The sequence below is a fragment of the Paenibacillus sp. USHLN196 genome (assembly GCF_037144955.1).
GTDB classification, from domain to species: domain Bacteria; phylum Bacillota; class Bacilli; order Paenibacillales; family Paenibacillaceae; genus Paenibacillus; species Paenibacillus xylanexedens_C.
In genome coordinates this window covers 412,436-431,637 of sequence record NZ_JBBCYH010000002.1, presented here as the reverse complement: position 1 = coordinate 431,637, position 19,202 = coordinate 412,436, and the positions used below count along the sequence as shown (strand labels likewise).

Sequence of the window (19,202 nt, the reverse complement as noted above, 5' to 3'; positions counted from 1 at the left end):
CTAATGGTATATATACGTTATAGTACTGTTTAATTAATGAACTTCCGTACAAGTCATTTGATTTTTATAAGTTAAGATTTGGATTAGATATGCACGTTAACGGAGAGGACAGAAAGAACCTGAAGAAGCGAAGCGTTCGCCTTTATCACCGAAATTCCACCTATGAAGATATACATTCAGGAAATTCGGGGATAACAGCGATCGGAAGGTAGTTCTGTCATCGTAGTGATCTGTGCAGCACGAGCTCTCTTAATTTATAATTCAAGCACTTGTACGAATCGAAGGAGTTGGCATGAATTGTGGAGCACGCTTTTGGTCCTTATATGAAACAACTGCGCGAGCAACAGGGATATAGCATCAATCAGCTCGCCGAAGCAGCCGGAATAAGCAACTCACAGATTTCACGCATTGAAAACGGGGTCCGGGGTGTGCCCAAACCTGCGACCATCCGCAAAATCTCAGATGCACTCTCGGTTCCCTATACAGAGATGATGAAACAGGCTGGCTATATTGAACCAGGGAGTTCCACTGAACTTCAGGATGTGCCGGAATGGGCTACATACAAAGACCGTCGTGATTTCAAAAAGATGCTGGAAGACGATGATGATCTGATGTTTGACGGCATTCCACTCGATGAAGATGACAAGAAACGAATTAAGGATGTGCTGACAGGTCTGTTCTGGGAAGCCAAACAGATGAACAAACGCAAAAAGACAGACGAATCGGACAAGCGCCCATGAGGCACGACAAACTGAATTTAATGAGGCAGCAGGTGAGATCATATGGATGACATCGTAACAAAGCTGATTCGAAAACACCGGACCAACTGCCCTTTCAGCATTGCCCGCGCGGTTGGAATACAGATTCGTTTCACCAATTTGGGGAAGTCCACCAAAGGACTGTACTTTCGGAAGCTCCGGCGCAGGTTTATCGTCATACACAATGATTTGCCGCCGGAATGGCAGCGGTTCGTATGTGCCCATGAGCTTGGTCATGATCGGCTTCATAAAGGAATCAATCGATTCTTTCTGGAGGAGCATTCCTATTTTGCTCCAGGCAAGCTGGAACGACAGGCTAACCGTTTTGCCATTCAATTGTTAACGTCCGGCGTGATGCCTGAACCGGATGAATCTTTGGAGAAATTCTGTTTACGTACCGGACTGCCGCGTGAAGCGCAGCATTTTTTTTACACCTTTTAAGAACATATGTTCTTTTACAGGATTATTTTTTCTCTATTTTCCATTCAAAGATTTACATGTCACTTTCAGGTTACTTATTTTTACGTAAATCGCGAGATTTCCACATACTAGTCTGTTAAAATACAACATGAGCTGTGTAAACGCTCAATTAGATTATTATTTTGGGAGGTTTCGGATTCATATGAAAATCTGGAAGAATTACGTTTCACTTCTGCTAACGGTCTGTTTGCTGTTTGGCAATGTAGGTATTGCCGCGGCTGCAACGGACACCACTTCGGGCACAGGCAAACACATTACAATTCTACATACAAATGATACGCATGCCCGTGCAGTTGAATCTTCACCTGCTATGGGTTTTGCCAAAGTAGCTGGAATCGCTGACAAATATCGTAGCGACAACCCGAACACACTCTTGCTCGATGCTGGAGATGCTGTGCATGGTACAACTTTTGCCACTCTTGTTAATGGTGAGAGCATCGTGAAAGTCATGAATGAAATGGGCTACCAGGCCATCGTACCGGGTAACCACGAATTCAACTATGGTTCGGATCGTTTGATCGAATTGGCAGACATGATGAACTTCCCAATGCTAAGTGCCAATGTGAAGAAAAAGGACGGAACACGTCTCTTCGATCCTTATCTCATTAAAGAAGTTGACGGCGTGAAGATCGGTATCATCGCCTTGACTACACCGGAAACATTGTACAAGACGAATCCGAAAAACGTAGAAGGTCTTGATATTACAGATCCATCTGCCGAAGCTAAAGTTCTGGTGAACGAGATCCGCAGCAAAGTAGATGTTGTTGTGGTATTGGGACATATTGGACAAGATGCGTCCAGCACGGATACTAGTTTAAAAGTCGTTAAAGAAGTTCCTGGCATCGATGTATTCATTGATGGTCACAGCCACACTATACTGCAGGACGGTCTTGTGTCCGATAACGGAACATTGATCGCAAGTGCAGGAGAATACACTAACTACGTAGGTGTCATCGATCTGTGGGTAGACGGTGGTAAAGTAACGAAGAAACAAGCTACTTTGATTGATGAAACTGAAGCAAAAGACATCAAACCGAATGAGAAAGTCGCGGCTCTCGTGAACTCCATTCAAAAAGAACAAGAGCCTATTTTGAAAGAAGAAGTAGCCAACACAGCCATTCTACTGGATGGTAAGCGTGAACAGGTACGTGCAGGTGAAACCAACCTGGGTGACCTGCTTGCAGATGCCATTCGTGATGTCAGCAACGCCGATATCGCACTGACTAACGGTGGTGGTATCCGTGCTTCCATTGAAAAAGGTATCGTAACCAAAGGTGATGTTATCACTGTGCTTCCTTTTGGTAATCAAGTGGTAACCCTTGAAGTGAAAGGGTCCGATATTCTGGCAGCCCTTGAAGTCGGTGTAGGTTCCTACCCTGAACCAAGCGGTGGATTCCCGCAAGTATCTGGAATCAAGTTCAAAATCGACACTTCCGCTGCAGAAGGTAGCCGTGTACATTCCGTAACCGTTGGCGATAAAGCCCTTGATCCGGAAGCAACATACACGCTGGCAACCAATGATTTCACTGCTGTTGGCGGTGACGAGTACACCATGTTCACCAAATATGCTACAACAGGTATGTACGGCGCATTGGATGAAGCGTTGATCAACTACATGCAGAAGCTTGGCGCTGTAGACATCAAAACAGATGGTCGGATCAGTGAAGCGAAAAAACCTGCAGTAGAGCCGGAAACTCCGGCAACCGAAACACCAGCTCCAACCAAGCCAAAACCAGAAACACCAAAACCGGAAAAACCGTCTAAACCGTCGCCAAGCAAACCAGCTCCAGCCAAACTGCACGTTGTTAAATCCGGAGATTCCCTGTATTCCATCTCCAAACAATACGGCACAACTTGGCAGGCACTGCAAAAGCTGAACAATATCAAAAATCCACACTGGATCTATCCGGGGCAACAATTGAAATTGCCTGCAGCTTCTTAAGATCAATACAGAGCAGCAGCATAACGGATCTATCTTGTCATAACAAAAAGGGTGTCCCCCAAGCCAGTTTACTGGTTACAGGGACACCCTTTTGTATATTATTCTTAAACAGCAATCCACATCAGGTACATGAACATTCTCTGTGGACATATCCTGCTAATCTTGACAATCATCTGAGATAAAAATAAATCCCAGTGAGGACTTCATGGACCAACTTTATCATTTGCCTTCGACAACGAACTATATAAAAACTCTCCAGAATTACCGTGTTCATGCGGTTATTGCACATTTAATTTCGACATCTCTGTCTTCTCATTATTGCATACTTGCACATCAATCAGCCTGAGTACGATCATCTTTAAACCCTTAATCATAAAATCATTTGTATACTGAATACAACTACCCGAATGTAGTTATTTCGTATGATACGATACTTAAAATCCTGCCTTTTTTATATGCCTATAGCCCTCTTTTTCTTGCTCTCATTGGAATTTCAGCAATCAAAATCATCTACCGCATGATAACCGGTACTATTATGTGAACTCATATAATTAGAAGATCCCCTGAATTTAGGAAGTGAGCTGTTCCTTCACATAAAGCACAGCCTCCTGTGCCGTCATCCCCATTCGTTTCGATTCACCTGATGCTGCAAGCGCATGTGATCCCAGTTCAACTTGCCCTTCTGCTGCCCCTCGACCAATAACGATCTGTATAGGCAAGCCAATCAACTCTGCATCCTTGAATTTCACACCTGGACGTTCATCCCGGTCATCCACCAATACCGTGTAACCGCCCTCGACCAATTGTTGTTCCAGTTCAAGGGTGAGCTGACGTTGCTGCTCATCCTTCCAGCTCACTGTAATCAGATGCACATCATATGGCGCCACAGCGGCAGGCCATCTTATGCCTTCATCTCCTGCATATTGTTCAGCTATCGCAGCCATCAGGCGGGATACGCCAATTCCGTAACATCCCATGACTGGCGCGCACTGGCGACCATTACGATCCAGGAAGGAGGCCCCCATGGCATCACTGTATTTCGTTCCCAATTTGAATATGTGTCCAACCTCGATGCCTTTGGTAAACACAAGTGGCGATGCACACGTTGGGCAAGCATCCCCTTCGGCAGCAAAGCGAATTCGCTCTACTCGCTCCAATGCAAAATCAATGCCTGGGCGTACGCCAGAAACATGTATATCCACTTCATTGGCTCCTGTAATTGCGCTCTTCATCACTGCCACGTCAGCGTCCACCACCATCGGCAGATTTAGTCCAATTGGACCCAGGAATCCTACCTTCAGATTTGGATGTGCCGCAATGGCTGCATCGTCTGCAAGGATCAGTTCCTCTGCCCCAAGCACCTGCTTCAATGCGATGTCATTTAATTCATGATTTCCACGCACAAGCGCAGCGACGAGCTGACCATCTGCAACATAAAGTAGCGTCTTGATCATCTGTTCAGCACCTTCACCTACAAAGGAACTTAACTCTGCAATCGTACGAACGCCAGGTGTCGAGATACGTACTACGGTTTCCTCTCCTGAATGTTCATCCGTTTGAAGCCCGGATTCTGCACTCGAAGAGTCGGCTGGAACTTCCAAGCTTGCTTCTTTTTCCCCAATATCTCTGAAAGTCTGATAATCAGCTTTCTCCAAGTTTGCAGCATATCCACAATGCTTGCAGGTTACAATCGTGTCTTCGCCCACGTCAGCCAGAGCCATGAACTCGTGTGTTTCTCCTTGACCGCCAATCGTGCCCGCGTCCGCCTCAACACGGATATAGTCAAGACCACAACGCTCCAGAATTCGACTGTAAGCTGTATTCATCGCCTGATAGGTACGGTCAAGCTCTTCCCAATCCGAAGCAAAAGAGTACGCATCCTTCATGATGAATTCTCGTCCGCGCAGCAATCCAAATCGAGGACGGCGTTCATCCCGGAACTTGGTTCCGATCTGGTACAGGGTGAATGGCAGCTTGCGATACGAGCTCACCTCGTCCCGCGCTAAAGCGGTTACGACTTCTTCATGTGTTGGTCCAAGGGCAAATTCCCGTGCATGACGATCTTTCAGACGCATCAATTCAGGACCATACTGTGTGTACCTTCCGGATTCTTCCCATAACTCGGCAGGCTGCATAATCGGCAGCAATACTTCCTGACACCCCGCACGATCCATCTCTTCTCGAACGATCCGTTCAACGTTCAGCAATATACGCCGTCCGAGGGGCAGATAACTGTAAATTCCCGCCGCCAATTGGCGAATCATACCGGAACGCAGTAACCAGCGATGTCCTGCCGCATCTGCCTCCGCTGGCGCTTCACGTAATGTTGGAACAAGCATTTCACTTTGACGCATCTGAACACACTCCTAATTTTTCTTATTGTTATTGGTTATCTAAAGTTATAAACAGCAAAAAGACACATCCGTCAAGGGACGAATGTGTCGTGGTACCACCCTTGTTTAACTGCACATTAAACCGTTCGCTCGCAATCTATGCGATCTGTGACATGCAGTCCTACGGAGCATAACGGGCCCTTCCGGCGGAGGTTGCAACCCTGCATGGGCATTCTCTTCCGCAGCTCGCGAGGTAGGAATTACGAAGCAGCCACAGGAACCTTGCACCACACTGTTCCCTCTCTGTTGAAGCTGACCATCACAATCATGTCCTCGGTATAACGCTGTTATCATTTTTGACCACATTAGTTCATTTACAAGAAATTGTCAACCAGTTAGTCGAATACAACCCCAGAATAATATTCCACTACATCACGTATGAGCATAAACGCATCCCCATTTGTAAGACTGTTCTTGTCAGCAATGCCAGCAAGCGTGTTCTCACTTATAAAGTTTTGCGTTTGCAATTGAGCAAGTGCCTGTTCAAGTGATGTTTCCATTTCTGAAGATCCCATGGTCAGACATAACATATACGCAGCCTGATTCAACGTTAAAGGCAGGGTGGAGGCATTCTCCATACTTGCTAGAGCTTGATCGGCACTGCCTGTGTAGGCTTCTGGATACATCGCTTGCATTCTTTTCAATTTACTTAAAAATCGTTCTGGATTCATTCCTTTATCCAGTTCCCAACCATCGTTATTATAATTGCCTGAAGTCATATACATACTCGCTGCAGCCAGCAATCCCTTGTAATCCTTATGCTCCATATAATCAGGCTGCTCGAAACGATGTACTTTCAGATCCATACCCTGATTCTCCAGCATCTTACGTAGTTCAAATGCTCGCTCTTTAGAAGCTGAAAGTTCGCGGAAGGACTCCTTATGGATATATGCCAGCTTCACCGCCGCTCCTGCTGCTTCTCCCTCTGCCATTCCCAGTGGGACAACTCTTGCACTACCGTGTGGAATGGTATCATAACTTGCTGCACGTCCGACGACGAGCAAACCGTCAACCTTTAGCGGTACAAGCGAGCGAAAGGGTACACCATATTGAATCGGACTCAACATAATCGTGCCGGGATTTCCAACACTCGTGCTCTGAATATCAATATCGTATGAACCGTATCCAATGGCATCCCAATGATCACGATTTTCCATGACATCAGCCAATGTTAATCGGTACTCACCATAGATGTGACGTGACTCCCTCACGTAAAGCTCATCCGCTGTTCCAGCATATTGTAGCCCTGCAAATTCATCATAATTTTTCTTCAGAAAATCAACAATTAGTGGGGCTTCTTTACGCCCGATTTCCAGACCTTCTTTCACAGATATCGGATCTAACGGATCTACCCCAAAGATTTGCATTGTATTAATCAAGATTGTATCATCATTTTGTCTTCCGATATTCAGACTGCGAATCTTAATATGTTGTGGATTGGAGGATTCATATTGTCGAGCATCACCGTACCCCCAAGCACTCATCTTATCAACCCCGGTTCCCTCTCTTTCCCTAAACTTTTGCCATACCTCATCTGTAACACCGCTTAGCTTGAATACAAGCGTAGAGACCATTTTGGATTTACCATCTCCAATATCTTGTCTGCCTATGGAGTATGGAACTCCTGCAGCGGCTGCAATATCCGCATCTTGCGTCGCATCAATGATGGAGCGGGTTGAGATCTGAACAATTGTTCCATCTTCTTTAGTTATGCTCATACCCGTTATTGTCGTGTGATCTCCCGTAGATTGTTCAGTAAGGGGAACTAATTCCTTAGCATTCATCAACAGGTCAATATTAGGTTCAGAACGAACCATCCTATAGAAAATGTTAGCCGCTGTATTGGTATCAAATGAACTACCCTCGATCTGGTCAAACCATTCCTGGAAAATACCTTTGTTCAAAAAGTCAGGCTGCCGCAAACTACTCAATAACTTCGGTTGTTCAGGGGAATAATTTAGATCCAGCGTATTAAGGCCACCCTCGGTCAACAATCCTCCCAACATGTTGCGGTCTCTTGCTTCCACCAGCAATACACGCATCCCATTACGAGCAGCTGATAAGGCAGCAGTAATACCTTCCGGATCCGTTCCAGCTACAATAACGTTATAGGAATCTTTCAGATTTAGTGTAGATTGCACGTCCTCCAAAGGCTGCCATACATAATTATTATTAAATTTATAATTCTTGTTCCAAATATAGAATGCACCATATGCAACACATATCAAAGCAAAAAACAAACTAGCTGTAATTGCTGTTATTTTAAATTTTCTACTAATCAAAGAAATAAACCTCCATATGTACTTTATGCTTTACCAACAAAGACTACCTTTCTCTCCTTTCCACATGAGTACACTGTAAAAACAAAAAACCTCCTAACAGTTTATACTGTGTTAGGAAGTCTTGATAATAAAACGGAAAATTCTACTTTTATGTTGCCACAAATACAGACAAAAAACATAGGAAAGTTCCTAACTTTCCTCATTATAACGACCACTTTTTGTGAAGTAAAGACTTACCAAAACCGGAAATGCATTAGAGAGATAATTAAACACTTAGACGCTTCATTCATCCCGATTACAATGAATTCCACATCGATGGCTGACATGACAGCACGTTCCCTGTAATATAGAGGAATAGAAAGATACCCTGGGTATTAATTGATAAAGGAGCTTGTCCTATGCCATATATTATATATGATCTTGAATTCACAGTAAGCCGCAATACTCGCTATTCTTCCGAAATTATTGATATCGGTGCCGTCAAAGTTACGGAAAGTGCGGATGGATTGGCCGTTACAGATACATTCCATACGTACGTTCGTCCTTCCAACAAATCCGTCCTGTCTACCGACACGATCCAGTTCACAGGCATCACGCAGAAAGATATTGATGCAGCTCCTCTTTTTCCAGCAGCACTGAATCAATTCATCGCATGGATGGGAAGCGAATCCTATTACATGTGTTCCTGGGGACCGGATGACCGTAGTAAACTAATCTCTCATTGTCGTACCCACCAGCTCGATGTGGCCTGGATTACCAATCATAACGATCTCCAGCAGCAATGGTCCCGCACCGTTCGCAAAGAAGGCAAGTTCCGTCAGCTCGGACTCGCGCAGGCTCTTGAAATCTGCGGCATCGAATTCGATGGTACCCAGCACCGTGCCTTGGATGATGCCATCAATACAGCCAAGGTGTTCATGCATCAATTTGATCGTTTCACGCTAGAATACAATTGTGCAGCGGATGATGAGGGCATTACATCCAAGGTCGTCTATTCAAGCTCCACAGAAGATGAAGAGAAAGAATCACCTTTTGGCAATCTGGCAAGCCTATTCAAAACCAAAGAGTAGCCAGCCACAGCTCTGAATTTATTGGTGTTCTAACATCTGTGTTATTGCTTCAGATTGCATGCAAATCTCAATTTCTGTCGTACATTTGTTGCCAACTGTTCAGGCGTTCTTTCATCCTGATGCGGCAGATCTCAGGTTCGATGATCTCCGCATCAGGTCCATATTTAGATACCCATACGAGAATCTCCTCAACATCACTTAATATAGCTTCAAATAACAGGTTGCCTTCCGGTTCAATGGTTAAGATGGGGCTTATGCAGAATTGCTCCTGCATCACACGCTCCACAGCATGGGGTGCAAATCGAATTTTGAACGCTGTCCACTCCGTACTTCCCTCGTATGCCCAAGGAATGCGGAAGTGCGATTGTATGAGATGATCCTCTTTGCGAAACGTGCGTGGCAATATTCGTATCCTCTGCAGCCGGCTTACCTGAAAAATTCGAAGTTTCTCCGACAGGTGACAGTACGCTAACAGCTCAAATCTGTACTCGCGAGGGATAAGACAGTAAGGATCTATGCGTACGATCCCTTTTTTACCTTGAGACAGATATTCCCCTTCAATGGTGTTCTGTGAAATGCCGGCATGAAGCAGGGTAATTAGAGATTGATTCTGCGGATCATTTCTCTCATTTTGCCATGCAGGCAATCCCAGTTTAAACAATCTACTAATATGCTCCGACCATTCCACTCGTTCTGTTTTGTTTTTCTGACTCGCAGCAACCACTTTCTCATAAGCGCTCTCAAAAGCAGGTTTCAGCAAAGGACGAATATTCTCCATAACTTCAGCAAGATGCATGAAAGCTTGGGCTTCTTCATCAGACCAATTTAGCGGATACATGGCAAACTGGCTGATAAACATGTACCCCTGCCCGTGTCCCATATTGGCGATCGGGATATGCATTGCACTGAGGGCCTCCATGTCGCGGTATATCGTCCTTTCCGTCGTCTCGCATCGCTCGGCAAGCTCACGTGCCAGAATGCCCGGCTTGGCCTGTACCAGCGTTATAATGCGCATTAATCGGATTAGTCGGTCAGTCATTTTGCCGGACCCTCCACGATGTTGTTTCAATAAATTTGATACAACTCCATCCATTGTTTAATATGATATTGATACATACATTCGACCTTCTCCTAAACTTCACCTTCAAATATGTAGACTCTCTCTATACCGTTACCATCTGAAATCAACCCTATTCCCCTAATATCTTTTTTTCACGATCATGATATCCGGTTGTAAACGTGATCCCGTAGTGATAACGCAGCTTTTCAACGATCTCGGCTTCCGCGTAATAGTCCAGATCCTGTTTCCGCGCAGCTTCAATTAACAACGCATCTGCATGACGACGCAACATATTACTTCCCTCTTGAACCCGGCCTCTTTCGTAGGCGCGCAGGGCTTGTTTGATCAAGGGCACCGTTTCACTTAATTTGATCGTCTTCTCCACCTTGGGATCTTCCGGCTGTCGCAACATGCCCAGATGACTGGTGTACTGAATATACAACTGTTCTCTTCGTAACAATACGCGTTGACTTTGCTTCAACTTCCTTGTGCTCCAATAGGCTGAACATACGGCAGCTTTTCCTGATACACGGGGTCCCATGACGAATTCAAGCAAAATTTGCTTACTTTCCCCCTTGTACATATCGCCAAGCCTCAGTACCCAGCCAATATCCGTTTCTTTGGAACGACATCCATAGATACCTTTTAGCTGTACTCCATATTCCGGTTTGAGCAAAAGTTCCAAATCTCTTGATACAATTTTGGGTGCTATTTTCCTAAGTCTTTTGGCAGGGGCACCGTTACGCCACTCTACCATCATATATACGGGGTCGGCTCCCCCTGTCGGTATGGCCTCTTTATTCCACGAATAAGATACTTCAAAGACTGAGTTCACTGGTAGTCTCTCCCCCGATTTATATGTATTATCTTCTAAGTTATCAGGGTGAATGGACACTATATTGTCACGGAACACACGTTCTCATTAAATTTTTCCAATATATTAGTTTTATATCCCTAAATCCGTCTCAATACGACAATAAACGACGAAAAAGCCTGGCGCTATGCCAAGCTTTTCAATCACTTATCTATGACAAGTCCCAAATTAAACAGTAGGATGGTCGATTCCCATTTTCTGTAAATTCTGTGTGTTACCTGCTTCGGTTACCGGAGCATAGGTGACACTGTCAATGACCAGCTTACGTCCCACTGGCTCTCCGTTAACAGTGATCATAATTGTTTTGGTTGATGTGTTCTGATCTGCTGTATACATATGTTTCTACTCCTTCATGTTCACGATCTTATATTCAATCGGATATATTGGTATCGTTCATTAAATTGCGTATTTGTGAATAGCATGCACCCGGAACTGAAGTATAAGATGTGTTAAAACGGTCCGGTGTGCTGCCTATCCTACTATTACCCCACAGATTTATAAGCTAAACAGCTCTTACTATAAATAATTTTAAATATTTCGGGTAATAAAACGATATCATCTTGAACCCATCGTCCCGGTTTTGACGTATAATGTAAGAGCCGTATTTCAACATTAGACGACGAATTCGGCAATCGACATATTTAACCGAAGAAAGAGGTGTTAACGATGCCAAAATCCATTCAGGGTTATTTCATTCGGGTGTTATTCACCACATGTATTCTATTTACCGTTTCAATAGCATCCTCAGTAAGTGCAGCCAGTGCCAATATTTTTACTGATATATATAGCGGATGGGAGCGAGTCTCTGAACTGCCCGGAGAAGTGAACGCTCTGCAGGAAAGTTATAAGCAAACGATGGAGCAACTAAATCAAACCTCTGCCCAATTGGGACAAGCCCAGGCTAATGTCGAAGCATTCAAGACCCAGAATGAACAGCTGCTGGCCCAGAACCAGAAACTTACTGAAATGGTAAGCAAACTGCAGGATGACCAGAATGCCAAAGCGGCTGCCAGCAAACGAATTCAGACGATGATTATCACTGTCGTATCACTCATATTGGGTTACTTTATTCTGATTCGTGTGATGCGCTGGGGAATGCGTCGCCGTTCGGGCCGAGTATAAAAGAACAGGAGCAACTGCATGAACATACACCTGAACAATGCTGAAGCAGGCGGAGCAGGACAAGTCGTCACATTTTCACTGATTAAAGATGACCGCCTTCATATTTTACATCCGCAGCAGATTGTGGCCTTCCGCGGTCCGAGTGGTAGTCGCAATGATAAATTCATGAATATCACGGGCATATATCGCAAAAAGAAGTTGATTAAATCCGAAATCACCGGACCTTGCCAATTTGTGGCTGCCCTGCCTCCCGGATTCACCATGAAGGAGGTGGAGCTCACGGAGGATAGTGATCTGCTCTATGACTTCCGCCACCTGTTCTTCTACTCTGATGGTGTAACCATGCATACCAAAATTCAGAAAATCAAAAACATGCTGATCACCCGTGATGCAGTGAAAATGAAATTTTCCGGCAAAGGCAAAATCGGATTGCTCACCCAAGGTCAAGTCTGCCAGCAGGAACTGCATCCGACAGCCCCGCTCTATGTGGATGCTGGCAGCATTATTGCCTATCCCGAAAATGCACATCTGGAACTCACCGTATATGGTAACAACCTTGCCAGTCAGCATATGAATTATCATTGGAAGATGACAGGACATGGATCTGTACTCTTTCAGGCCGGACGTGAGAACCATCGCTTGGAACAGGATCTCAACGATGAGGGACTATTCAAACGAATTCTGAAAGAAGTGATTCCTTTCGGTAATGTACTGATCAAGTAAGCTGTTGTAGGATGAATCCGGCCGATTAGCTGCCACTATGCTCCAGTGGGGTGGTCACCACGCGGTTTCATGTTATAATGGTTCAGACAATTGAAGAAGAAAATCCATGCCCGTGGCATGGGAGAGGTTCGCGAACTCCCTCTATAAGACTTGACCATGCGATGGTCAGTATAAGTCTTGCGTACACGTTGCAGTCACCATGCAATTATGTACGTAAAAAACTAAGGACACTTACTCTTGCCTGCTTTTTTGAAGCGGTTATGGAGAAGGTGTGTTTTTTGATGGATGCCAGTTCATGAACTTCTCTGTTCTTCCGACACTCTGTGCCTATGTGCATAGTTTGATCTCAAGAAGATGGAGAGGTTTTTTTATGTTGAACGAAGAAAAAGCAGTCGTTGTATTTAGCGGCGGTCAGGACAGTACAACTTGTCTGTTCTGGGCCAAACAACAGTTTGCCGAAGTCGAGGTCGTTACGTTCGATTATGGTCAGCGCCACAAGCTGGAGATTGAGTGTGCATCAGAGATCGCTCGCGATCTGGGCGTACAGCAAACGGTACTGGATATGAGCTTATTAAACCAACTTGCACCCAATGCGCTTACTCGCACGGATGTGGAGATTACGCATGAAGAAGGCGAACTGCCGAGCACATTTGTGGATGGACGGAATCTGCTGTTCCTCAGTTTTGCAGCCATTATGGCGAAGCAAAAAGGAGCACGTCACCTGGTTACAGGTGTATGCGAGACGGATTTCAGCGGATACCCGGATTGCCGGGATTCATTTGTGAAATCGATGAATGTGACACTTAACCTGTCGATGGACTATCCATTCGTCATTCATACGCCGCTCATGTGGCTGGACAAAGCCCAAACGTGGAAGATGGCGGATGATCTCGGTGCTTTTGACTATGTCCGTGAGCGTACCCTGACCTGTTATAACGGGGTGATTGGCGATGGCTGCGGAGAATGCCCTGCCTGCAAACTGCGCAAAGCCGGACTAGATCGTTATGTGCAGCAGCGTACAGCTGCTGAATCTGCGGGAGTAGATGTGCGATGAGAGAGCCTGGAACGTTCCGTATTGTAGAGCATCTGCAACGCATCGGAGAAGATATTCTGCCCACCCAGCTGCGCTATCACCGCAAACGTGTGCTTGTAAGCAAAGAATTCACCTTTGACGCAGCACATCACCTGCATTGTTACGAAGGCAAGTGCAAGAACCTGCACGGTCATACGTATAAAGTTATTTTTGGTATCAGCGGTTATCCGGGTGAAACCGGGCTGACGGTTGATTTTGGACATATCAAAGATATATGGAAAACTCAAATTGAGGGATACCTGGATCATCAGTACCTCAACGAGACACTTCCTTTAATGAACACAACGGCTGAAAATATGGTCGTTTGGCTGTTCGAACAGATGGAACATGCGCTCAAGACGGAGCCTTATGCCGGGCTGACCGATGGTGGACGGACGGAGTTTGTCCGACTTTTCGAGACACCCACCAGTTACGCGGAAGCGAGACGGGAGTGGATGATCCATGAGTAGTGCGACACACCAGGTGAATGAGACGGGATTTCGCAAAGAGGCTCGTATTCCCGTGATGGAGATTTTTGGTCCGACGGTTCAAGGCGAAGGCATGGTCATCGGACAAAAAACGATGTTTGTTCGCACCGCGGGCTGCGATTATCGCTGCTCCTGGTGCGACTCGGCCTTTACCTGGGACGGCAGTGGCAAGGACCAGATTCGGATGATTACTCCGGAGGATGTATGGGAAGAATTGCGCCGCGTTGGCGGCACGCGTTTCTCCCATGTCACCATCTCCGGCGGTAATCCCGCCCTGCTCGCTTCGCTGGGCGGGTTGGTTGACCTGCTGCGGGAGAACGGCATCCGCACCGCGGTGGAGACGCAGGGCTCTCGCTGGCAGCCTTGGCTGGTGGACATTGACGAAGTCACCGTCTCGCCCAAGCCACCCAGCTCCGGCATGGACACCGATTGGGCCGTGCTGGATGATCTGATCGAACGGCTCGCCGCTGGCCCGGCGGAACGAAGTCATAGTCTGAAGATCGTGATCTTCGATGAGACAGACTTAGATTACGCCCGCCGTGTACATGCACGGTATCCGGGCACGGATTTATTTTTACAAACCGGGAACCCCGATGTGACTTCCGCCGATACGCCAGATCTGGCGTCCTCGTTGCTTGCTCGTTATGAGTGGCTGATCGAACAAGTCAGTGCCTCCGATGAGCTTAACAACGTTCGTGTGCTTCCACAGCTTCATACATTGGTATGGGGCAACAAACGCGGCGTCTAATGGGCTCTATGGGTGGAGACAATAAGAGAATTAAACAGGCAAAAATGCCTATTTATATATACCGCGAGGCTTCGGGCTTTGACGGAAACAAGGAGCGTTTACGAACCGATGAGACAACCTGATGAAATGCAAGATGTGACGTTGCTGGGCAACCAGAACGTAAAATATACGTTTGAATATGATCCGGGAATCCTGGAGAACTTTGATAACAAACATCCGTACCGTGATTATTTTGTAAAATTCAACTGCCCGGAGTTCACTAGTTTGTGCCCAATCACGGGTCAGCCGGACTTTGCAACGATCTATATCAGCTACATTCCGGATGTGAAAATGGTCGAGAGTAAGTCACTCAAGCTGTACTTGTTCAGCTTCCGCAACCATGGTGACTTCCACGAAGATTGTGTGAATATCATCATGAACGATCTGATCAAGCTGATGGACCCGCGCTACATCGAAGTGTGGGGCAAATTCACACCACGCGGTGGTATCTCCATTGACCCGTATACGAACTACGGTAAACCGGGAACAAAGTACGAGCAGATGGCCGACCACCGCATGATGAATCATGATATGTATCCCGAGACGATTGATAATCGTTAAATTGTGAGGTTCATCCATTCTGTATAAAATAGAATCATAGAATACCAAAAGCCGAACTTCTTAAGCTATATAAGCTGAATTAATCATTTACACGATAACGGAGAGGACAGAAAAAACCTGAAAAAGCGAAGCGTTCGCCTTTATCCCCGGATTTCCCCCTTTAAGAAAGGGAATGGAAAAAATCTGGGGATAACAGCGATTGGAAGGTTGTTCTGTCATCGTAGTGCCAGTGTAAATAATCTTTAGTTCAACTTATACAGCAGAGTTCGGCTTTTTAGTATAAACCTTTAGAACCTCAGTCTCTCGATACAATCGGATCGCAGTGCATTCAAGTAGACTGATCTTCCTTTAGTTCTTTGACTTTTTTAACGAATGTCTCAACATCAGCACACCAATCGATTGAAAAATGATAAATATGACGATGGCAGCAGATAGAGATTTCAGTGCAACATAGACAGCCTGAAACGTTATTACAGCCATATACAAAATAGTCATCACCAACTCACGTTTGGCGGATTCATAAGGTGATAAGGATTTCATATCTCCCTCCTCTATCCTTCTTACACATAAATATGGATCATCTTACATTATACGCTAAAGTAATACGTTTCTTTTGTAAATGTAATGGCTATAAAAACATCTATTGATATCGTCAACGTTTTCCCTTGTTCCCCTTGTCGGTCCAATCAATCTATCCTATTATGTAACAATATGCTTACACGCATAGATTACAACATCAGGCGCTGATCCCTCGTGACCGCGACCAAAGGAGAATTGTACATGTCTACACAAACCTCATTAACCAAGGACGCCACAGCGCGTTCGAAAGCCCCACCCGGATCGGATGCCCAAAGCACCGTTTACCGGATACTCATTGCCATTAGTCTGGTTCATCTCTTCAATGATTCGATCCAGTCGGTTATTCCCGCCATTTTTCCGATTCTGAAAGATTCCATGCATCTCACGTATACTCAAATCGGATGGATCTCATTTGCTATCAACTTTACCGCTTCCATTATGCAGCCTGTCGTAGGCTGGTTTGCTGATAAAAAACCGACGCCGTCCATTCTGCCCATCGGTATGGGTTTTACGTTTACCGGCATGTTGCTGCTGGCCTTTGCTGACAGTTATATGGCTGTCCTGATCTCCGTTATTTTTGTCGGTCTGGGTTCCGCTGCTTTCCATCCGGAAGGTTCGCGTGTATCGCACATGGCTGCTGGTCAACGCCGTGGACTGGCACAGTCCATCTTCCAGGTCGGTGGTAACGCTGGGCAATCCCTTGCCCCATTGCTTACACGTTGGATCTTTATCCCGTTTGGACTGTTCGGTGCCATTGGATTTACAGGCATTGCTGCCATGGGGATTGCAGTCCAGATCTACATAGCCCGTTGGTATGGACGCATGCTGCAATCGGGTGGATACCTGCGTAGACAGGCTGCTGCTCGTCGTGCACCCAATCCTGCTTTGCGCAAAAAGATTACTGCCGCCATTACGATATTAATCTTGCTCGTCTTTGTTCGTTCCTGGTATATCGCTTCCATCGGCAGCTTCTATGCGTTTAATCTAAAAGATACCTTTGGATTGTCCACAGAGGACGCGCAGATCTATATCTTCTTGTTCCTGGCTGCCGGAGCACTGGGTACGTTCTTCGGAGGCCCACTGGCGGATCGATTCGGCAAACGCAACCTGATCTTCCTGTCCATGGCCGGAGCTGCTCCACTGGCGCTGTTGTTGCCCTATGCGAATCTGTTCTGGACAGGTGTACTGCTAACCGTTATTGGTTTTATCATGTTATCCAGCTTCTCGGTTACCGTTGTCTATGCACAAATGCTGATTCCAGGAAAAATCGGAACGGTCTCCGGCCTGATCACTGGTCTGGCATTTGGTATGGGAGGCCTGGGTGCACTCGTTCTGGGTAACTGGATTGATGTCTTCGGCGTATCACCGGTAATGCAGATGTGCAGCTTCCTGCCACTGCTCGGGATCTTCACATTCCTGCTTCCATCCGATAAATTACTGAATATCTGGGCGAAAGAAAATGGTAGTGAAGAGTAACCTACATTTGCAGCCTGAATAAAAGTTGAACCATAACAAAAAGGTTCCCGCCAACTCTGTATTTACAGACCGGCAGGAACCTTTTTGTTATATTTGTTTTCTCGTATTTAGCTACAAACGTTCTATTCAACATCACACATGACAACGCTGCTGCCATGAGCTGTGATCAGTGCCTGAACATCTTCAAATTCTAGGAATACCGTCGCCGTATTTTCCATGGGATGAATTCCAATTCTTTGACCGACTAGATCCTTGTCAAAGACTACGGTTACGTTTTTCTGAATATTATTGAGAACCCCCATCGGATTGACATGCCCTTTTTCCAATCCGAGGAATTCCAACAAATCCTTTTCGCTGGCAAAACTGAGTTTGCGGCTAGGTATCTTTTCGCTTAAACTTCTCAAATCAACGGACTTCGTTCCAGCAATCGTCACCAGATAATAGTTGCGCTTCTTGTCATCACGTAGAAATAGATTTTTAACGATATGTTCTGTATGTGGAATTTGATAAGAGAATATTTCCTCCATCGTGTATACTGCGGGATGTTCAATGCTCTCGTAAACGATATTATTGCGATCCAAAAGATCATAGAAACCCTGTTTGTTTAACATGTAAAATTCATCTCTTTCATTTAAGTATTCTGCTGTACGTTATTTCAACCGCTGAAGGATCAGCCGTTTTTTGTACAGCATTTTACCTGCTTCGGCTACATCACGGATCGTATTTTTGTTGCTCACCGAACCGAATACCATGCCGGCAATCGGAACGAGTTGGAACAGCTTCTTCCAGCCAAAGGATTCACTGTAGGAGTTAAAAACTTCCCGCCAGCCCTGCATCTGCGATACCACTTCAATGGGCTTGTCCGGATCATCGTAAGCTGCGAGTTCTTCAATAATCGCTTTCTTGCCTACAATATCAGCGGAAGAGAATTGCAGGCATTTGACAATAAAGATGCGCTCCAACGGTTCATCTGGATCATACCCGTAACATAGTGCCATCTCCTGAAGTACCTTCAGAGAAAGCCCCATCACCATCGGAATATCTGCTGCAATGGTTACAATGCCACCAAAACCTGTAGCTGCTCCCTGAGCCGCGGCAAACTTCGTTCGACTCTCGGTAATATTATCAGCCACCTGGTCCAGCACCTGAAGTGGCAGATTCTCTACACTATGAATCTTGGCTGTGCTCTCAGCTTCTGCTTCCTGCTCCAGAAGATCGGTCGTATCCATCATGGAATAACCGGACTTTTCAGCTTCCTCTTGCAGCAATTTGGCTATTTTTTTCTTCTGTACGAGAAATTTGCCCCCATTCTGCACATACTGACCGACGTCGTTCAGGGAATCTCCGATCTTCTGTTTTAGCGCTTTAGGCATCACTTTATCCAACATCGCAAAGGGCAAACGCCCGATTTTATCCCAAATAAACAAGTCTTTCTGCTGTTTCTCCCATTTCAAAATCTGTTCAAGTTCCTTGTCCAATGTCTCGCGTGAATCCATATGTGATCCTCCTAATAGGTTGTGTATCGTAATCTGTAT

19 protein-coding genes are annotated in these 19,202 nt (G+C 45.6%); 11 read left to right on the top strand and 8 right to left on the bottom strand.

All coding sequences use genetic code 11. The features are described from left to right. The first annotated feature begins 296 nt into the window (after positions 1-296). The 3 genes from WFI24_RS05150 to WFI24_RS05140 all read left to right on the top strand — a co-directional run bounded on the left by WFI24_RS05150 (position 297) and on the right by WFI24_RS05140 (position 3,180). Positions 297-740 (top strand): helix-turn-helix domain-containing protein, encoded by a 444-nt coding sequence (locus tag WFI24_RS05150; RefSeq protein ID WP_145320688.1) that lies wholly within the window; start codon positions 297-299, stop codon positions 738-740. 42 nt (positions 741-782) lie between these two features. Further along, the gene (locus tag WFI24_RS05145; protein WP_336759261.1) at positions 783-1,199 is read left to right on the top strand and encodes an ImmA/IrrE family metallo-endopeptidase; all 417 of its coding nucleotides are present in this window, start codon (positions 783-785) and stop codon (positions 1,197-1,199) included. A gap of 181 nt (positions 1,200-1,380) precedes the next feature. Next, positions 1,381-3,180, top strand: a complete 1,800-nt coding sequence (locus WFI24_RS05140) for a 5'-nucleotidase C-terminal domain-containing protein (RefSeq protein ID WP_336759260.1) — start codon at positions 1,381-1,383, stop codon at positions 3,178-3,180. A gap of 569 nt (positions 3,181-3,749) precedes the next feature. Here WFI24_RS05140 and WFI24_RS05135 read toward each other — a convergent pair. Further along, entirely contained in the window at positions 3,750-5,534 is a 1,785-nt protein-coding gene (locus tag WFI24_RS05135) for a proline--tRNA ligase (RefSeq protein ID WP_336759258.1), read from the bottom strand. 374 nt (positions 5,535-5,908) lie between these two features. Beyond that, positions 5,909-7,714 (bottom strand): FAD-dependent oxidoreductase, encoded by a 1,806-nt coding sequence (locus WFI24_RS05130; protein ID WP_336759256.1) that lies wholly within the window; start codon positions 7,712-7,714, stop codon positions 5,909-5,911. Positions 7,715-8,253: 539 nt separating this feature from the next. Here WFI24_RS05130 and WFI24_RS05125 point away from each other — a divergent pair. After that, a complete protein-coding gene (locus tag WFI24_RS05125; protein WP_336759254.1) occupies positions 8,254-8,925 on the top strand; it encodes a 3'-5' exonuclease in 672 nt (223 codons plus the stop codon). A gap of 67 nt (positions 8,926-8,992) precedes the next feature. Here WFI24_RS05125 and WFI24_RS05120 read toward each other — a convergent pair whose 3' ends face one another. The 3 genes from WFI24_RS05120 to WFI24_RS05110 form a co-directional block, all read right to left on the bottom strand. Further along, positions 8,993-9,964 (bottom strand): helix-turn-helix transcriptional regulator, encoded by a 972-nt coding sequence (locus tag WFI24_RS05120; protein ID WP_336759253.1) that lies wholly within the window; start codon positions 9,962-9,964, stop codon positions 8,993-8,995. 151 nt (positions 9,965-10,115) lie between these two features. Continuing rightward, positions 10,116-10,820 (bottom strand): hypothetical protein, encoded by a 705-nt coding sequence (locus WFI24_RS05115; protein ID WP_307414655.1) that lies wholly within the window; start codon positions 10,818-10,820, stop codon positions 10,116-10,118. Between the two features lie 207 nt (positions 10,821-11,027). Continuing rightward, positions 11,028-11,195, bottom strand: coding sequence for a hypothetical protein (locus tag WFI24_RS05110; protein WP_336759251.1), 168 nt, complete (start codon positions 11,193-11,195; stop codon positions 11,028-11,030). 330 nt (positions 11,196-11,525) lie between these two features. Here WFI24_RS05110 and WFI24_RS05105 point away from each other — a divergent pair, with 330 nt between their 5' ends. The 6 genes from WFI24_RS05105 to queF all read left to right on the top strand — a co-directional run bounded on the left by WFI24_RS05105 (position 11,526) and on the right by queF (position 15,612). Then, positions 11,526-11,981 (top strand): hypothetical protein, encoded by a 456-nt coding sequence (locus WFI24_RS05105; RefSeq protein WP_336759249.1) that lies wholly within the window; start codon positions 11,526-11,528, stop codon positions 11,979-11,981. An 18-nt stretch (positions 11,982-11,999) separates the two neighbouring features. After that, positions 12,000-12,704 (top strand): AIM24 family protein, encoded by a 705-nt coding sequence (locus tag WFI24_RS05100; protein ID WP_036668803.1) that lies wholly within the window; start codon positions 12,000-12,002, stop codon positions 12,702-12,704. Between the two features lie 373 nt (positions 12,705-13,077). Further along, positions 13,078-13,758, top strand: coding sequence for a 7-cyano-7-deazaguanine synthase QueC (gene queC, locus WFI24_RS05095; protein ID WP_145321473.1), 681 nt, complete (start codon positions 13,078-13,080; stop codon positions 13,756-13,758). After that, positions 13,755-14,246 carry a 6-carboxytetrahydropterin synthase QueD gene (gene queD, locus WFI24_RS05090; protein WP_336759246.1) on the top strand — a complete coding sequence of 164 codons (492 nt, stop codon included), beginning with the start codon at positions 13,755-13,757 and terminating at the stop codon, positions 14,244-14,246. The genes queC and queD overlap by 4 nt, the downstream gene beginning before the upstream one ends. After that, the gene (gene queE / locus WFI24_RS05085) at positions 14,239-15,012 is read left to right on the top strand and encodes a 7-carboxy-7-deazaguanine synthase QueE (protein WP_336759245.1); all 774 of its coding nucleotides are present in this window, start codon (positions 14,239-14,241) and stop codon (positions 15,010-15,012) included. The genes queD and queE overlap by 8 nt, the downstream gene beginning before the upstream one ends. Positions 15,013-15,120: 108 nt before the next feature. After that, a complete protein-coding gene (gene queF, locus WFI24_RS05080) occupies positions 15,121-15,612 on the top strand; it encodes a preQ(1) synthase (RefSeq protein WP_036668798.1) in 492 nt (163 codons plus the stop codon). A 348-nt stretch (positions 15,613-15,960) separates the two neighbouring features. Here queF and WFI24_RS05075 read toward each other — a convergent pair whose 3' ends face one another. Then, positions 15,961-16,152: a hypothetical protein gene (locus tag WFI24_RS05075; protein WP_336759242.1), complete on the bottom strand. Its 192-nt coding sequence runs from the start codon at positions 16,150-16,152 to the stop codon at positions 15,961-15,963. A gap of 240 nt (positions 16,153-16,392) precedes the next feature. Between WFI24_RS05075 and WFI24_RS05070 the strand changes: the two genes are divergently transcribed. Next, positions 16,393-17,667 carry an MFS transporter gene (locus WFI24_RS05070; protein ID WP_336759240.1) on the top strand — a complete coding sequence of 425 codons (1,275 nt, stop codon included), beginning with the start codon at positions 16,393-16,395 and terminating at the stop codon, positions 17,665-17,667. 122 nt (positions 17,668-17,789) lie between these two features. Here the strand turns inward: WFI24_RS05070 and WFI24_RS05065 are convergent, their stop codons facing one another. Further along, positions 17,790-18,278, bottom strand: coding sequence for a prolyl-tRNA synthetase associated domain-containing protein (locus tag WFI24_RS05065; protein WP_336759238.1), 489 nt, complete (start codon positions 18,276-18,278; stop codon positions 17,790-17,792). A 39-nt stretch (positions 18,279-18,317) separates the two neighbouring features. Further along, complete coding sequence (locus tag WFI24_RS05060) at positions 18,318-19,163, bottom strand: EcsC family protein (RefSeq protein ID WP_336759236.1); 846 nt, start codon at positions 19,161-19,163, stop codon at positions 18,318-18,320. Positions 19,164-19,202: the final 39 nt, after the last annotated feature.

What these genes read in the sequence shown, in the direction of transcription:
- WFI24_RS05145 (WP_336759261.1), top strand. Translation starts at nt 783, where the DNA reads ATGGATGACATCGTAACAAAGCTGATTCGAAAACACCGGACCAACTGC.
- WFI24_RS05140 (WP_336759260.1), top strand. Translation starts at nt 1,381, where the DNA reads ATGAAAATCTGGAAGAATTACGTTTCACTTCTGCTAACGGTCTGTTTG.
- WFI24_RS05135 (WP_336759258.1), bottom strand. Translation starts at nt 5,534, where the DNA reads ATGCGTCAAAGTGAAATGCTTGTTCCAACATTACGTGAAGCGCCAGCG.
- WFI24_RS05125 (WP_336759254.1), top strand. Translation starts at nt 8,254, where the DNA reads ATGCCATATATTATATATGATCTTGAATTCACAGTAAGCCGCAATACT.
- WFI24_RS05120 (WP_336759253.1), bottom strand. Translation starts at nt 9,964, where the DNA reads ATGACTGACCGACTAATCCGATTAATGCGCATTATAACGCTGGTACAG.
- WFI24_RS05110 (WP_336759251.1), bottom strand. Translation starts at nt 11,195, where the DNA reads ATGTATACAGCAGATCAGAACACATCAACCAAAACAATTATGATCACT.
- WFI24_RS05105 (WP_336759249.1), top strand. Translation starts at nt 11,526, where the DNA reads ATGCCAAAATCCATTCAGGGTTATTTCATTCGGGTGTTATTCACCACA.
- WFI24_RS05100 (WP_036668803.1), top strand. Translation starts at nt 12,000, where the DNA reads ATGAACATACACCTGAACAATGCTGAAGCAGGCGGAGCAGGACAAGTC.
- queD (WP_336759246.1), top strand. Translation starts at nt 13,755, where the DNA reads ATGAGAGAGCCTGGAACGTTCCGTATTGTAGAGCATCTGCAACGCATC.
- queE (WP_336759245.1), top strand. Translation starts at nt 14,239, where the DNA reads ATGAGTAGTGCGACACACCAGGTGAATGAGACGGGATTTCGCAAAGAG.
- queF (WP_036668798.1), top strand. Translation starts at nt 15,121, where the DNA reads ATGAGACAACCTGATGAAATGCAAGATGTGACGTTGCTGGGCAACCAG.
- WFI24_RS05075 (WP_336759242.1), bottom strand. Translation starts at nt 16,152, where the DNA reads ATGAAATCCTTATCACCTTATGAATCCGCCAAACGTGAGTTGGTGATG.
- WFI24_RS05070 (WP_336759240.1), top strand. Translation starts at nt 16,393, where the DNA reads ATGTCTACACAAACCTCATTAACCAAGGACGCCACAGCGCGTTCGAAA.
- WFI24_RS05065 (WP_336759238.1), bottom strand. Translation starts at nt 18,278, where the DNA reads ATGTTAAACAAACAGGGTTTCTATGATCTTTTGGATCGCAATAATATC.
- WFI24_RS05060 (WP_336759236.1), bottom strand. Translation starts at nt 19,163, where the DNA reads ATGGATTCACGCGAGACATTGGACAAGGAACTTGAACAGATTTTGAAA.